General features: G+C 66.7%; 13 protein-coding genes and 1 pseudogene. 4 read left to right on the top strand and 10 right to left on the bottom strand.

Translation table 11 applies throughout. The features are described 5' to 3' along the window. Nucleotides 1-31: 31 nt before the first annotated feature. From ACOEQ1_RS12795 to ACOEQ1_RS12765, 7 genes are all read right to left on the bottom strand, one after another. Nucleotides 32-1372, bottom strand: a complete 1341-nt coding sequence (locus ACOEQ1_RS12795; RefSeq protein ID WP_419759636.1) for a TldD/PmbA family protein — start codon at nucleotides 1370-1372, stop codon at nucleotides 32-34. After that, the gene (locus ACOEQ1_RS12790; protein WP_419759635.1) at nucleotides 1369-2634 is read right to left on the bottom strand and encodes a M16 family metallopeptidase; all 1266 of its coding nucleotides are present in this window, start codon (nucleotides 2632-2634) and stop codon (nucleotides 1369-1371) included. The genes ACOEQ1_RS12795 and ACOEQ1_RS12790 overlap by 4 nt, the downstream gene beginning before the upstream one ends. Then, a complete protein-coding gene (thrC, locus tag ACOEQ1_RS12785; RefSeq protein ID WP_419759634.1) occupies nucleotides 2631-4055 on the bottom strand; it encodes a threonine synthase in 1425 nt (474 codons plus the stop codon). The genes ACOEQ1_RS12790 and thrC overlap by 4 nt, the downstream gene beginning before the upstream one ends. 169 nt (nucleotides 4056-4224) lie before the next feature. Next, on the bottom strand, nucleotides 4225-4683 hold the full coding sequence (locus ACOEQ1_RS12780) for a cytidine deaminase (RefSeq protein WP_419759633.1): 459 nt from the start codon (nucleotides 4681-4683) through the stop codon (nucleotides 4225-4227). Beyond that, nucleotides 4667-5704: a recombinase RecA gene (recA, locus tag ACOEQ1_RS12775; protein ID WP_419759632.1), complete on the bottom strand. Its 1038-nt coding sequence runs from the start codon at nucleotides 5702-5704 to the stop codon at nucleotides 4667-4669. Before recA ends, ACOEQ1_RS12780 begins: the two co-directional genes overlap by 17 nt. Nucleotides 5705-5818: 114 nt before the next feature. Continuing rightward, the gene (gene pncA, locus ACOEQ1_RS12770) at nucleotides 5819-6442 is read right to left on the bottom strand and encodes a bifunctional nicotinamidase/pyrazinamidase (protein ID WP_419759631.1); all 624 of its coding nucleotides are present in this window, start codon (nucleotides 6440-6442) and stop codon (nucleotides 5819-5821) included. A gap of 10 nt (nucleotides 6443-6452) precedes the next feature. Then, nucleotides 6453-7022: a gluconokinase gene (locus ACOEQ1_RS12765; protein WP_419759630.1), complete on the bottom strand. Its 570-nt coding sequence runs from the start codon at nucleotides 7020-7022 to the stop codon at nucleotides 6453-6455. Nucleotides 7023-7308: 286 nt separating this feature from the next. On the opposite strand from ACOEQ1_RS12765, the gene ACOEQ1_RS12760 reads away from it, so the two are divergent. From ACOEQ1_RS12760 to ACOEQ1_RS12750, 3 genes are all read left to right on the top strand, one after another. After that, nucleotides 7309-8694 (top strand): HD-GYP domain-containing protein, encoded by a 1386-nt coding sequence (locus tag ACOEQ1_RS12760; protein WP_419759629.1) that lies wholly within the window; start codon nucleotides 7309-7311, stop codon nucleotides 8692-8694. Between the two features lie 87 nt (nucleotides 8695-8781). Beyond that, nucleotides 8782-9756 (top strand): NAD-dependent epimerase/dehydratase family protein, encoded by a 975-nt coding sequence (locus tag ACOEQ1_RS12755; RefSeq protein WP_419759628.1) that lies wholly within the window; start codon nucleotides 8782-8784, stop codon nucleotides 9754-9756. A 77-nt stretch (nucleotides 9757-9833) separates the two neighbouring features. Then, on the top strand, nucleotides 9834-10721 hold the full coding sequence (locus ACOEQ1_RS12750) for an MBL fold metallo-hydrolase (RefSeq protein WP_419759627.1): 888 nt from the start codon (nucleotides 9834-9836) through the stop codon (nucleotides 10719-10721). Here ACOEQ1_RS12750 and ACOEQ1_RS12745 read toward each other — a convergent pair. Continuing rightward, entirely contained in the window at nucleotides 10718-11923 is a 1206-nt protein-coding gene (locus ACOEQ1_RS12745; protein WP_419759626.1) for a sulfotransferase family protein, read from the bottom strand. The two genes, ACOEQ1_RS12750 and ACOEQ1_RS12745, sit on opposite strands and share 4 nt — an antisense overlap. Before the next feature lie 122 nt (nucleotides 11924-12045). Between ACOEQ1_RS12745 and ACOEQ1_RS12740 the strand changes: the two genes are divergently transcribed. Beyond that, nucleotides 12046-12651: a pyridoxamine 5'-phosphate oxidase family protein gene (locus ACOEQ1_RS12740; RefSeq protein WP_419759625.1), complete on the top strand. Its 606-nt coding sequence runs from the start codon at nucleotides 12046-12048 to the stop codon at nucleotides 12649-12651. A gap of 6 nt (nucleotides 12652-12657) precedes the next feature. On the opposite strand, the gene ychF is transcribed toward ACOEQ1_RS12740, so the two are convergent. After that, nucleotides 12658-13752 carry a redox-regulated ATPase YchF gene (ychF, locus tag ACOEQ1_RS12735; protein ID WP_419759624.1) on the bottom strand — a complete coding sequence of 365 codons (1095 nt, stop codon included), beginning with the start codon at nucleotides 13750-13752 and terminating at the stop codon, nucleotides 12658-12660. After that, a pseudogene (gene pth / locus ACOEQ1_RS12730) lies at nucleotides 13752-14329 on the bottom strand (aminoacyl-tRNA hydrolase). The gene ychF and the pseudogene pth overlap by 1 nt, the downstream one beginning before the upstream one ends. Nucleotides 14330-14432 lie beyond the last annotated feature (103 nt).

Here is a 14432-nt window from a genome sequence, read left to right as displayed (position 1 = left end):
CCTCACGACATGGTGAGGCGTAGCCGGAGTTTCAGGCCCCCGCCATCATCATGCCGTCGATGCGAATTGTGGGGGCGTCGGTGCCGCGCACGAAGCGCAGGTCGTTCGCCGGCGTCAGGTGCGCGAACATCTCGCGCAAGTTGCCGGCGATGGTAACCTCGGCCACCGGCTCGGCCAACGCACCGCCGCGGATCATGAAGCCGGCCGCGCCGCGGCTGTAATCGCCGGTGATGCCGTTGATCCCCGACCCGATGAGCTCCGTGATGTAGAGCCCCTCGGTGATGTCTGCCATCAGCTCCGGCGGCGTCAGCTTTCCTGGTTCCATGTAGAGGTTGGTCGCCGACGGTCCAGGCGGGCCCGAGGTGCCGCGCGCCGCATGGCCGGTCGTCCTTAGCCCTAGCTGCCGGGCGCTCCGCGTGTCGAGGATCCAGGTCATCAGAACGCCGTCGGCAATGATGTCGAGCGGCGCAGTCGGCTGGCCCTCGCCGTCGAAGGGGCGGGAGCGCAGGCCGCGCCGCCTCCGTGGATCATCGCGAATGACGATGCCCTCGGCGAAGACCCGCTGGCCCATGCTGTCGCGCAGGAAGCTGGTGCCGCGCACGATGCCGGCGCCGTTCACCGCGCCTGACAGATGCCCAACCAGGCTGGATGACACCCGCGGGTCGTAGACGACGGTCATCCGTGCCGTCTTGGGGCGCGTTGGATTGAGCCTCGCCAAGGCGCGTTCCGCCGCCCGATGGCCGATCCCGGCCGGGTCGTCGAGATCGGACAGATGCACGGCGCTGGAATAGTCGTAGTCGCGCTGCATCTCGGTGCCCGTCCCCGCGAGGGCCGTCGCCGAGATGGAGTGCCCGGTGCGGCGATAGGAGCCGAAGAAACCGCGGCTGGTCACCAGCATCGCCTCGCTGCGGCTGAATCCGGCATCGGCGCCCTCGGAATTGTTGATGCCGTGGACGGCCAGAGCCGCGTCTTCGGCGATGGCCGCACGCTCGCCGAGCGCCGCCGCATCCGGTTCGGCAGGGTCGTCGAGGTCGAGGTCGGCGGGCGGAATGTCCCGCAACTCGCCGACGCTGCTCATGGGATCGGCGGGCACGACGCGCGCCATGGCGACCGCCCGCTCGGCAATATCCGCGAAGCTCGCAGGGTCGAGCCCTGGCGCGGAGACGATGGCGGAACGCTCGCCCACGAAGACGCGCAGCCCGAGGTCGCGGCCTTCCGACCGCTCGACATGCTCGATCTTGCCGAGGCGACGGCTCACGGATAGCGAAGTGCCGGAGAAGAACACCGCATCGGCCTCGTCCGCGCCGGCCCGGCGGGCATGGGCGAGCAGATCGGCCAGCCGCTCGCGCGGATCGTCGAGGACCGCGCTCATGCCGCGAGCTTCTCGGCGATGGTGGTGAGGCCGGGCACCTTGCCGGCCGGGCCGAGCACCGCGAGCGTCGGCTTGGCGCGGAACAGATGGGCGGCGGCGCGGCACACGTCCTCGGTCCGCACGGCCTCAATCTTGGCGACCATTTCCTTCACCGGCATGATCCGCCCGAAGATCTGGATTTGGCGCGCCAGCTGCTCGCAACGGCTGCCGGTGCTTTCGAGCGACATCAGGATGCCGGCCTTCGCCTGGGCGCGGGCGCGGTGCAGCTCGACCTCGGTCACGTCGTGCTGGACACGGCGAAGCTCCTCCAGCGTCACCGGCATCAGCTCCTCGGCCTCGCTTTCGCCGGTGCCGGCATAGATGCCGAACAGGCCGGAGTCGGTCGACGGCGCGGTGAAGGCGTAGATGGAATAGACGAGGCCGCGCTTCTCCCGCACTTCCTGGAACAGGCGGGAGGACATGCCGCCGCCGAGCAGGGTGGAGAGCATCATCGAGGCGTAGAAATCCGGGTGGGTGTAGGACACCGAGGGGAAACCCAGCACAATATGGACCTGGTCGAGGTCCCGCGCCTCGCGGAACTCGCCACCGCGATATTCGGCCTGCGGCGGGTCGCCGACGACGGTGGTCGGCAGATCGGCAAAGTGTTGCTCAGTCAGCCGCACGACCTCCTCGTGCTTGAGGTTGCCGGCGGCGGCGACGACCACGTTCCGGGTGCCGTAATGGGCGCGCATGTAGTTGGTCAGCGCGTGGCGCGGCATGGTGCGGATGATGGCCTCGCTGCCGAGCGTCGGCCGGCCCATCGCCTGGTCAGGAAATGCGGCTTCCTGGAAGTGGTCGAAGATGATGTCGTCCGGCGTGTCGTTGGCCTGGCCGATTTCCTGCAGGATGACGCCGCGCTCGCGCTCCAGCTCCTCCGGCTCGAAGCTGCTATGGGTCAGGATGTCGCCGATGATGTCCGCGCCGAGCGCGATGTCCTCCTTGAGCAGCTTCACGTAATAGGCGGTCTGCTCGCGGGCGGTGTAGGCGTTGATATGCCCGCCGACGGCCTCGATCTCTTCGGCGATTTCGGCGGCGGTGCGGGTCTCGGTACCCTTGAAGGCCATATGCTCGAGAAAATGGGACACGCCATTTTCCTCGGCGCGCTCATGGCGTGTCCCGGCCGCGACATAAGCGCCGAACGAAACCGTTTCGACGCGTGACATCTCCTCCGTGACGACGGTGAGGCCGGAGGCCAGCGTTTCCACTCGGATGGCGTCGCTCATGCGGCAGTTCCCCAAGGCTCGTTAAGTTCGGTGGAGTTGCGGTGGACGAAGGCGCGAAGCAGCGTTTCGACTGCGGCCAGATCATTTGGCGCACGCGTGAAGCGTTCGGTGCCGGACATCAGATGGGCAAGGCGCGGCGGGAGAGAAGGGCGAATACCCGTCGCCCTCTCGACCGCGTCCGGAAACTTGGCCGGATGGGCGGTCGCCATGGCCACCACGGGCGCCACGCCGGCGACGCGCGCGGCTTCGATCCCGATGGCCGTGTGCGGGTCGGCGAGATAACCGGTCGTCTCGTGGATACGGCGGATCGCGGCCTCGGTCTGCCGGTCGTCGAGCGCCATGCCCCGGAAGAGGGAGGTCGCCTTCTTCCAGGCTGCATCGGGCACCGGCATCCGCCCAGTGCTGCGGAACGCCTGCATGAGGGCGAGGGTGGCCGAAGCGTCCCGGTCCACCAGCTCGAACAGCAGGCGCTCGAAATTGGAGCTGACCTGGATATCCATGCTCGGCGAGAGGCTGGGTTCGACGCCGTGCGCCGTCATGTCGTTGGCTGACAGGAACCGGGTGAGGATGTCGTTTCGGTTCGAGCCGATGACGAGGCGCGAGATCGGCAGCCCCATGCGGCGCGCGGCCCAGGCGGCCAGGACATTGCCGAAATTGCCGGTGGGCACGGCGAAGGCGACCTCCCGGTCGGGGGCTCCAAGGGCCAGCGCTGACGCGACGTAGTAGGGGATTTGGGCCGCGATCCGCGCCCAGTTGATGGAGTTGACGGCTGAGAGCCGCATCTCCGACCGGAACTTCGGATCGGCGAACAGCCCCTTCACCATGTCCTGGCAGTCGTCGAAGGTGCCGGCGACCGCGATGTTGAAGACGTTGGGGCTATGCACCGTCGTCATTTGGCGGCGCTGCACCTCGCTGGTGCGCCCGTCGGGGTGGAGGATCGCGATCTTGATGCGCTCGCGGTCCCGGCAGGCCTCGATCGCCGCCGAGCCGGTGTCGCCGGAGGTCGCGCCGACGATCGTCATGGTCTCGTCGCGCTCGGCGAGCACATGCTCGAACAGGAGGCCCAGCAGCTGCAGCGCAAGGTCCTTGAAGGCGAGGGTGGGGCCGTGGAACAGTTCCTGCACCCATACTCCGTCGTCGAGCTGCACGAGCGGCACCCGCGCCGGATGGTCGAACCCGGCATACGCCCTCGCGCAGAGCCCACGCAGGGTCTCCAGGCTCAACGCATCACCGACGAAGGGGTGGATGACGACGGCGGCGAGTTCCGCGTAGGGGAGGTCGCGCAGGGCGCGCCATTCGGCGGCGGAGCGTTCCGGCCAGGCCGCGGGCATGAAGAGGCCGCCATCCTCGGCCAGGCCCGTCAGCAGCACGTCACTGAAGTCGCGCGGCTCCGACTGACCGCGGGTCGAAATATAACGCATCCGTCTGAGCTATCCCAAAGGACAGTCGTTCACCAGCACGATCGCCGCATGCCGCCAAAGATTTCCGCGACTTCATCTGACGCGGAGGCAGTCCTCATGTTGCGCTGATCGAGGGAGAAGCAGTTTTTGCCCACTCGCGCCCGGCCAGAGTTCGAGAGGAGGCGGTTCGCTAGCGCCGGTAGGGCAGGGGCAGCAGCGCCCGGATCGGCATCTTGAGGGGCGCAATCACTCCGGGAACGATCACCCGTGCATCAGGATCGTAGTCGAGGATCATCTCACGGCAGGCGCCGCAGGGGGAGACGACGGCGAGGCTCTGGTCGTCCTCGCCCGCCTTCGGATGGCGGATGGCGACGGCAGTCTCGATCGTGCCGTCGCCGTCGAGGATGGCGCGGCCCAGGGCAATGGCCTCGGCGCAGATCTGCAGACGGCCGACGGTGGCGCCCAGATGGATGCCGGTCCAGATCCGGCCGTCCCGGCTTCGCAGAGCCGCCGAGACCATGTGCCAGAATGGGCGGTAGTGTTTGGAGAGAACCGCGCGGGCAACCGCGATCAGCTCGTGATCCGTCTCCGTCAGCGTCTCGACGGGAATGTCCTGATCGTCGGACCCGGTATCATTCGGCAGCCTCAAGCTCATCTCCCGTGGCCTCGGTCATCATGGTGTTCACCACGATGCCCGAGTGATCGCGAAGCTTCAATTCCACAGCTTCCGCAACCTCCGGATGCTCGATCAGGAACTGCCGGGCGTTGTTGCGGCCCTGGCCGATGCGTTGGCTGTCGACGCTGAACCAGGAGCCCGACTTCTCGACGATCCCGGCCTTCACGCCGAGGTCGATCAGCTCGCCCATCTTGCTGATGCCCTGACCATACATGATGTCGAACTCGACCTGCCGAAACGGAGGCGCCAGCTTGTTCTTGACCACCTTCACGCGGGTCAGGTTGCCGATGACCTCGTCCTTCTCCTTGATCTGGCCGATGCGCCGGATGTCGAGCCGGATCGAGGCGTAGAACTTCAAGGCATTGCCGCCGGAGGTGGTCTCGGGGCTGCCGAACATGACGCCGATCTTCATCCGGATCTGGTTGAGGAAGATGAAGGTCGTCTTGGACTTGGAAACCGAGCCGGTCAGCTTGCGCAGCGCCTGGCTCATCAGCCGGGCGTGGAGGCCGACATGGCTGTCGCCCATCTCGCCTTCGAGTTCGGCGCGCGGCACGAGGGCGGCGACGCTATCGACCACCAGCACGTCGATCGCGCCCGAGCGCACCAGCGTATCGGCGATTTCCAGCGCCTGCTCGCCGGCATCGGGCTGGCTGATGAGCAGGTTGTCGACATCGACGCCGAGCTTGCGGGCGTAGATCGGGTCGAGCGCGTGCTCTGCATCGATAAAGGCGCAGGTGCCGCCGCGCCGCTGCGCCTCGGCGATGGCGTGGAGTGCCAAGGTGGTCTTGCCGGAGCTTTCCGGCCCATAGATCTCGACGACGCGGCCACGGGGAAGCCCGCCGATGCCGAGCGCCAGGTCGAGGCCGATCGATCCCGAGGGGATGACCTCGATCTGCTCGTCACCCGATCGGGCGCCCATGCGCATGACGGAGCCTTTGCCGAAGGCCCGTTCGATCTGCACGAGAGCGGCGTCTAGAGCCTTGGTCTTATCCATCTTCGTCCCTTTAAGGGCGCGGCCGGAAGCGCCCGACGTATTTGGCCGACTCGGCTGGCGAGCGAACCATGAATAGAGTCTGACTGAATCAGAACAATATGGCAACTCACGGTATCAGCCGACAACGCCCGCTATCGTTACGATATCGACACCAGCTTTGTCCATGTCTCGATGCGCGCGCTCGAGAGACCCGTCCAGATCGATGCCGCGGCAGGCCTCGTCGACCACCGACACGGTGAGGCCGAAGTGGCGGGCGTCGCAGGCGGTCCAGCCGACGCAGAAATCGGTGGCGAGCCCGCAGACGACGACCTCGGTGATCCCGCGCGAGGCGAGCCAGCCGTCGAGCCCGGTGCGGGTCCGGCGGTCGGCTTCCAGGAATGCGGAGTAACTGTCGACCACCGCGTTATAGCCTTTCCGCAGGATGAGCCCGGCATGGGGGATGTCTAAATCAGGATGAAACTCCGCACCCGGCGTGCCCATGACGCAGTGATCGGGCCAGAGGATCTGCGGACCGTAAGATGCGTCGAACGTTTCGTAGATCTGCCGTCCGGGATGGGTAGAGGCGAAGGAGGCGTGGCCGGGGCAATGCCAGTCCTGCGTCAGCACGACATTGTCGAACCGGCGGGCGAGGCGGTTGATGGTCTCGACGATCTCGTCCCCACCGGGGACCGCGAGCGCTCCGCCCGGCATGAAGTCGTTCTGCATATCGACCACCAGCAGGGCCCGGTGAGCACTCATCATGCCTCCGCTATCGCAGGTTCAGCTGCGCGAGAGTGTCGGCAACGATGCCATCGACAGGCTGGTCGATCGAGACGGTGATCGCCTCATCCGGGCCAGGCTCCTCCAGCGTCGCGAACTGGCTCTGCAGCAGCGAGGGCGGCATGAAGTGGCGCTGACGGTGCTGCATGCGCGACAACAGCAGCTCGTAGCTACCCTTGAGGAAGACGAAGCGGATGTCGTCGTGCCCGGCGCGCAGCAGGTCCCGGTAGGCGTGTCGCAGCGAGGAGCAGGTGACGACGCCCTGGCTGCCCTCCTGCCGCCAGACGTCGATGCGGGCGGCGATCGCCTCCAGCCAGGGCTTGCGGTCATCGTCGTTCAGCGGGATGCCCCGCGTCATCTTGGCGATGTTGGCGGGCGGGTGAAGGTCGTCGCCCTCGATCATCGGCCAGCCCAGATGCTGCGCCACGAGGCCGGCAATGGTCGATTTGCCGCAGCCCGACACGCCCATGAAGATGAGCGCGGTCGAGGGCAACGGAACAGGGGCGGCATCCGGCGAGGTCGCAGACTCCGGCAAGGTCGCAGACTCCGGCAAGGTCATGGTCCGATCAGCGTTCACGGCGGGCACAAGGGGCGTCCGCTCATGCCTCATCAGATACGGCATCGCGGGTTATTGGGCCAGCCGTCGCGGCTGGAACCGGGCCCGATCCGTGGCGAGGCGACGGCCGGCAACCGAACAAATCAATGGTTTATCGTATCGAGTCTGCCGGTGGTTTCCCCGCGTGCCAGATCCAGCGGCGACCCGCTTCGCATCCTCGCTATCCGCCCAAAGAAGTATCAAATAGTCTCGTAAGACTTAGTTAAGACGTTCCGAGGGATTGTTCTGCATGCCCTACTCCAACGCTACGTCAGCTTTGATTGGTGGTTTGGCCAGGCCGACGCTGCGTCTTGCCGAGGTGATTGGCGCACTCAGCTACGCGCTTGACCTGACCGAGGGCCAGCCGCCGGGCCACTCGCTCCGCTGCGGCTGGATCGGCATGCAGATCGCCGCCGCCCTCGGGCTGGACGCGGAGACGCAGGCTGATCTGCTTTACACGCTTTTGCTGAAGGACACGGGTTGCAGCAGCAACGCCGCACGGCTTTGGGAACTCTACGGCGGCGATGAGCGCATCGTGAAACGTGACTTCAAGACCGTGGACGCGCAGAGCATGGCGCATGTGGCACGCTTCGTCCTGCGCCATGCCGGTGTCGGCGACACGCTTGGCCGACGCATCGGCCGGTTGCTGACGTTGGTGCGGCACGGCCCGGAACTCGCTACCGAAGTGATCAAAGCGCGATGCGAGCGGGGTGCCGCGATAGCGGGCCAGCTCGGCTTCGGCGCGCGGGTTGCCGCCGGCATCTACTCGCTCGACGAGCACTGGAACGGTGGCGGCCGGCCCGAGGGCCTCGCCGGGCAAGCAATTCCGCTGGGTGCACGGCTGGCGCTGCTTGCTCAGGTGGTCGATGTCTTCCACACGGCCGGTGGTCCTGAACAGGCTCGCGCCGAGGTGACAAAACGGGCCGGCATATGGTTCGACCCCGGCCTCGTCGCCGTTTTCCTGACCCTCTCGCAAAACGAGGCGTTCTGGCGCGGGCTCGACGATGCGGGGCTCGCCGAGCGCGTGGCTGGGTTGGAGCCGATGCCACGAGCGATCTTCATCGACGACGCGAGACTAGAGACGATCACCGCCGCATTCTCCGACGTTATCGACGCGAAAAGTCCCTACACCGCGGGTCATAGCCGGCGCGTCGCCGACTATTCTGCAGGGATCGCGGCCGGTCTCGGACTTTCGGTAGCTCGACAGGAGGCGCTCCGGCGCGCGGCGCTGCTGCACGACGTGGGGAAACTCGGTGTTTCGAACGGCATTCTGGACAAACCAGGAAGTCTTGACCGCGAGGAGTGGGACGAAGTGCGTCGTCATCCGGCGCTGTCGCAGGAAATCCTCGGCAGGGTGAGCGTCTTCAGTCCGATAGCCGCATTCGCGGGCGCGCATCACGAGCGGCTGGACGGACGCGGATATCCCAACAAACTGGAAGCCGAACAGATCGCGCTCGAGACGCGTATCATCAGCGCAGCCGACGTGTTCGACGCGATCACCGCCGAGCGGCCGTACCGCGGAGCCGTGCCGGTCGCGGAATGCCTCGACATCATGCAGCGTGACCGTGGCACTGCACTCGATGGGGCGTGCCTGGATGCGTTGGCGGCCCATGTGGGTGCGACAGAAGAAGCCTAACCGGCTAAACTGGGTCGTTACCGCTTCCTCCACCCGGCTGCTCCGATCATCTCAGGAATGACCTTCTTTCTCTGAAAGCCGCCTATCGTGCGCCTTCTCCTGACTGGCACCTCCGGCTGGCTCGGCCGGTTTCTCGCACCCCGTCTGCGCGCGGGGGGCCACATGGTCATCGGCCTTGATGTCGCACCCGGAGCGGAGACGCGGATCATCGGCTCGGTCGCGGACCGCGCGGTGGTGGAGCGCGCCTTCGCCGAACACGCGGTGGAGGCTGTCATCCACGCGGGCGCGCTGCACAAGCCCGACATCGTGCGCTACCCAACCCAGGCGTTCATCGACGTGAACGTGACCGGCACGCTCAACCTGCTGCGCGCGGCAGCCGAGGCCGGCCATGATCGCTTCGTCTTTACCTCGACCACCTCGGTCATGATTACGGACGCCATCCGCGCGGAGACCGGCGACGCCGCCGCATGGCTCGACGAAAGCACAGGCCCTCTCGCGCCACGCAACATCTACGGCGTGACGAAGCTGGCCGCCGAAGGGCTCTGCCGGATCTATGCTCGTGACCATGGGCTCGCCTGCATCGTGCTGCGGACGGCGCGGTTCTTCCCGGAGGAGGACGACACGGTCCGCGACCTCACCGGCGAGAACATGAAGGCGAACGAGTTCCTGAACCGGCGGCTGACGGTCGAGGATGCCGCCGAGGCGCATGTGATGGCGCTCGGCCGCGCGCCCGCCATCGGTTCCGGGACGTATGTCATCTCGGCGCCGACGCCCTTTTCGCCCTCGGACGCCCGGGCGTTGCGGGCCGACGCGGCGGCGGTGGTGGCGCGCTACTTTCCAGATGCGCCGGAACTTTACACGGCGCGGGGCTGGCGGCTGCCGGCGCGGATCGGGCGTGTCTACGACGGCCGGCTCGCCGAGCGTGATCTCGGCTTCCGTGCGCGAACGGACTTCGCATGCGTGCTGGAGGCGATGCGGAGCGGCGCTCCGTTGCCCTTCGCCCACGATCCAAGTTACGGCAGTGCCCCGTGGCCAAGCGATCGGGCGATCAAAACCCGCTGACCCAGCCTCCATGGCCAGCTCGCCTTCCCATGTGGATGACGGGAGCCTCGGCTCTTTCCTCAGGGAGAACGTAAGCCATGACACAGCAATTGCCCCTCGGCGGCGAAGCCCGGGCCGCGGAGAGCCCCACGGACGACAACACTCACCAGATCGCGCCCGACCTCGCCTATCAGCGGCTCATCTTCGTGAACGTCGTTTTTTACGGAAGGCCCGGAGCCGGCGACCGCAGTTGGGTGCTGATCGACACGGGGGTGGTCGGAACCAAGGCCTCGATCAAGCGGGCCGCGGCGGCGCGTTTTGGTGAAGGTGCCCGGCCAGCGGCGATTGTGATGACCCATGGCCATTTCGACCATGTTGGGGCGCTCGAAGACCTTGCGAACGAATGGGATGCACCGGTCTATGCCCATGTGATAGAGCACCCCTACCTGAACGGGCAGGCAGCCTATCCGCCGGGCGACTCGTCGGTCGGCGGGGGGATGATGGCGACCCTCGCTTCCCTCTATCCGACCAAGCCCGTGAACGTCGGGAACCGGCTGCGTGCCCTTCCCGAGAATGGCACCGTGCCCGCCATGCCAGGTTGGCAGTGGGTTCATACGCCCGGCCATTCGCCGGGCCACATATCCTTGTGGCGCGCTTCCGACCGGACGCTGGTCGTGGGCGATGCCTTCGTGACGACGGCAGCCGAATCCGCCTATGCGGCGATCGTGCAGAGCACCGAGCTTCACGGGCCGCCGAAATACTTCACGGTGGAGTGGGATAAGTCGAAGTCGTCGGTGGAGGCGTTGGCGGCCCTAAGCCCTGATCTCGTCGTGACGGGTCATGGGCGCGCCATGCAAGGTCCCGAGATGACCGAGGCGCTGCGGACGCTTGCCGCGGAATTTTCGACGATCGCAGTGCCCGCGGACGGCAAGTATGTGGACCACCCGGCCCGCGCCGAGGACGGGTCCGCCTACGTCAAGGTCTAAGCGGCTTCAGGCTGCCGCTCGCCCGGTGGGACATCCGCGCCGGCGGCGGGCAGAGGGTAGCCCAGGCGGGCGAACAGCCCCGGGTGCTCGGCCAGCCACGCAAGTTCGACCGCTCCCGCCTCTGCCCGAGACGGCACATGGGCAGGCGTCCGCCGGATTTGCTCGGCGACAGAGGCGCGCATTGCATCGAAGTCCGGCAGCCTGAGCTTGTCATGGATGCGGCCCAATGTCTCGATCGGTTGTGAGCGCAGCGCCTCGTAAGGCACCTCTACGAACTGCCCCGGCGGCAGCGTGGCGGTATCGTCCAGCAGCCTCGTCATGAGGCGCGGGTAGACACGTCGCACCAAGGCCCGCGCCCGACCATCCGCATCCGTCACGCCACCTAGGGAGAGCTCGCGAATGAGGGTCGCGAACATGCGCATCGAAGAGGCGCACACGTCCTGGGGAGCACGGTGGATATGGATGAACCGGGCGTCAGGCCAGATCGCGCGCAACAATGGGATGCGGGCGCTGTTCGCGGGGTTGCGCACAAGCAGAGGCCTGCCGTCGCGTGTCATCTTGCCGAGGAAAGCAGCGAGCCGCCGCGACCACTGGCGAAGTTCCGCCTCCTCCACACCATCGAGGAACAGCCCGCGGTCGAACTCGTCCACGAGCCGGCTGGGGAAGTAGAGCCCGTGGTTGCAGGAGAGCGTGGAGAGATTTGCCATGGCCAGCTCGTCCTCCTGCGGCAGATCCGGCCGCAGCGGCATGTCGTCGATGAGCCGTGTTCGCGGGAAGAACTGCTCGATGAACGGGCGGACGATGCGGGCGAACCCACGCGCCTCGCCGGGGAGGGCGACCGACATGGGCGACAGGATGCCGAAGGCGGGCGAGCGGCTGAGCAGGTTGGTGAGGTGCGTGGTGCCGCTGCGCCAGTGCCCTACGATGAAGATCGGCGCAGGGAAGGCGGACTGGCCGCGCGTCGCGAGTGTCTCGGCGAGGGTGAATGGCAGCCGCAGGGTTGTGACGCAGAGCGCGATCGCCGCCACATGGGCGCGGGGCGGACTGACGCCGCCTTTCGACAGCAGCCGGATGAGCGTGTCCGGTGAGGCGCCGCAGAGGGGGTGGAACAAACGGTGGGCACGGCCCTGCCCGCGAGAGGCAAGTGCAGGCAACCAGCGAGGCTGCGTGTTGTCGAGGCGATGATCATTCTCAGGCGGCATCTGCCCTGAGAGATCGGGAACCGGAGCCTGCTAAAGAAGAGGGACGGCATGACACGCCCGCGCGAGGCGCTGTATCGTCCTGCAAGCCGCAAAAGGCGAACAGAGCGGGAAGGGATAGGGCCATGCTTACGACAGTCGCGGAACTCGAGGCGCTTTACGGGCCGGCCAATCCACGGTCCATAACCAAGGAAATCTCTTCGCTGAACGAAGATTACCGCGCCTTCGTCGAGGCGGCACCCTTCATCGTCATCGCCACGGCAGGCCCGGAAGGGCTCGATTGCTCGCCTAAAGGCGATCAGCCTGGGTTTGTCAGGGTGCTGGACGACAAGACGCTCGCGGTGCCGGACCGGCCGGGCAACAACCGGATCGACAACCTCCGCAACATCATCCGCGATCCACGCATATCCTTGCTCTTCATCATCCCCGGTGTGGAGGAGACCCTGCGCGTGAACGGAACGGCGACCATCACGAACGACCCCGAGGTGCTCGGCCAGTTCGCGGTTGGCGGCAAGCTGCCGCGCACGGTGATTCTGGTGACGATCGGCTCCGTCTATTTCCACTGCTCGAAGGCGCTGGTGCGTTCATCCCTGTGGAACCCGGCGAAGTTCGTGGAGCGGTCGCGGCTCCCCAGCGCCGGCAAGATGTTGCAGCGCCTCAGCGCCGGAGCGATTGACGGCGCGGTCTACGATCAGGAAGCGCCAGCGCACACGCGGGAGACGCTTTACTGAGGTGCGTCAGACGTTGAAGCGGAACAGCAGCACGTCGCCGTCCTTCACGACGTAGTCACGGCCCTCGATCCGCAGCCGGCCGGCATCGCGCGCGCCCGCCTCGCCCTTGAAGGCGATGTAGTCGTCATAGGCGATTGTCTCGGCGGCGATGAAGCCGCGCTCGAAGTCGTTGTGGATGACCGCCGCCGCCTGCGGACCCTTGGTGCCCTTGAGGATCGTCCAGGCCCGCGTCTCCTTCGGACCGACCGTGAAGTAGGTGATGAGCCCGAGCAGCCCGTAGCCCGCGCCGATCACCCGGTCGAGCCCACTATCGGTGAGGCCCAGCCCCTCCAGGAACTCGGACTGCTCGGCGGGCGGCAACTGGCTGACCTCACTCTCGATCGCCGCCGACACCACGACATGCGCGGCACCCTGACGTGCCGCCATCTCCGCGACCTTGGCCGAAAAGGCGTTGCCGGTCGCGGCCGAGGCTTCCTCGACGTTGCAGACATAGAGGACGGGCTTGGCCGTCAGCAGCTGCAAACGCTCGGCGGTGCGGCGCTCGGCCTCGGGGATCGCGGTGCGCGCGGCTCGGCCCTCGGTCAGCGCCGCGATAATCGGCTCGACCAGTGCCAGCTGCGCCGTGCTCTCCTTGTCGCCGCCACGGGCGCGCTTCTGCAGGCCGATGAGCCGCTTCTCGAGGCTTTCGAGATCGGCGAGCATGAGTTCCGTTTCGACCACCTCGGCGTCCCGCACCGGATCGATGTTGCCCTCGACATGGGTGATGTCGGTGTCCTCGAAGCAGCGGAGGACATGGATGATGGCGTCCGTCTCGCGGATATTGGCGAGGAACTGGTTGCCGAGGCCCTCGCCCTTGGAGGCGCCGCGCACGAGCCCTGCGATGTCGACGAATTCGAGGCTGGTCGGCACGATTTTCGCCGACTTGCCGATGGTCGCGAGCGCCTGGAGGCGCTTGTCCGGCACCGCGACCCGGCCGACGTTCGGCTCTATGGTGCAGAAGGGGTAGTTCGCGGCCTGGGCGGCGGCGGTCGCCGTCAGCGCGTTGAAGAGCGTCGACTTGCCCACGTTGGGCAGCCCGACGATGCCGCAGTTGAACCCCATTACGATACCTTCCGCATGTCTTCGGTGACGCCGGACATGAATTCTTCCGGCCGGTTTGAGGCGAGCGTCGGGGCGCGGTCGGCGACCGCATCGAGGAACGGCACCAGCCAGCTGCGATCCGCCGTGGGAAAGTCCCCGAGCACATAGCCGAGCACACGGTCCTTGTGGCCGGGATGCCCGATGCCGAGCCGCACCCGGCGGTAGTCGGGCGTGCCGAGCATCTGGTCGATGCTGCGCAGCCCGTTATGGCCGGCAGCGCCGCCGCCCTGCTTCACGCGGATCTTCCCAGGCACGAGGTCAAGCTCGTCATGGAAGACGGTGATGGCCTGCGGTTCCAGCTTGAAGAAGGCGAGGGCGGCCTGCACCGAGCGCCCGGACTCGTTCATGTAGGTCATCGGCTTGAGCGCCAGAACCTTTGTGTCGCCGATCCGGCCCTCGGCGAGCAGGCCCTTGAAGCGCGGACGCCACGGCCCGAAGCCATGGCGCTCGCAATCCTGTCGAGCGCCATGAAGCCGATATTGTGGCGCTGGCGCGCCATTCCCGGCTCGGGATTGCCGAGCCCGACCCAAAGCAGCATGGGCGGACGCGGCCCCCGTTCCGAAAAGCCGGCTTACTTCTTCTTCGCGGCCGGCTTGGCGGGGGCAGCGGCCTTGGCAGGAGCAGCGCCCTTTGCCGGTGCG

Origin of the sequence: Acidisoma sp. (assembly GCF_965199065.1) — a bacterium.
In the GTDB taxonomy this organism is placed as follows: Bacteria; Pseudomonadota; Alphaproteobacteria; order Acetobacterales; family Acetobacteraceae; genus Acidisoma.
This window is presented reverse-complemented; position numbering and strand designations above follow the sequence as displayed.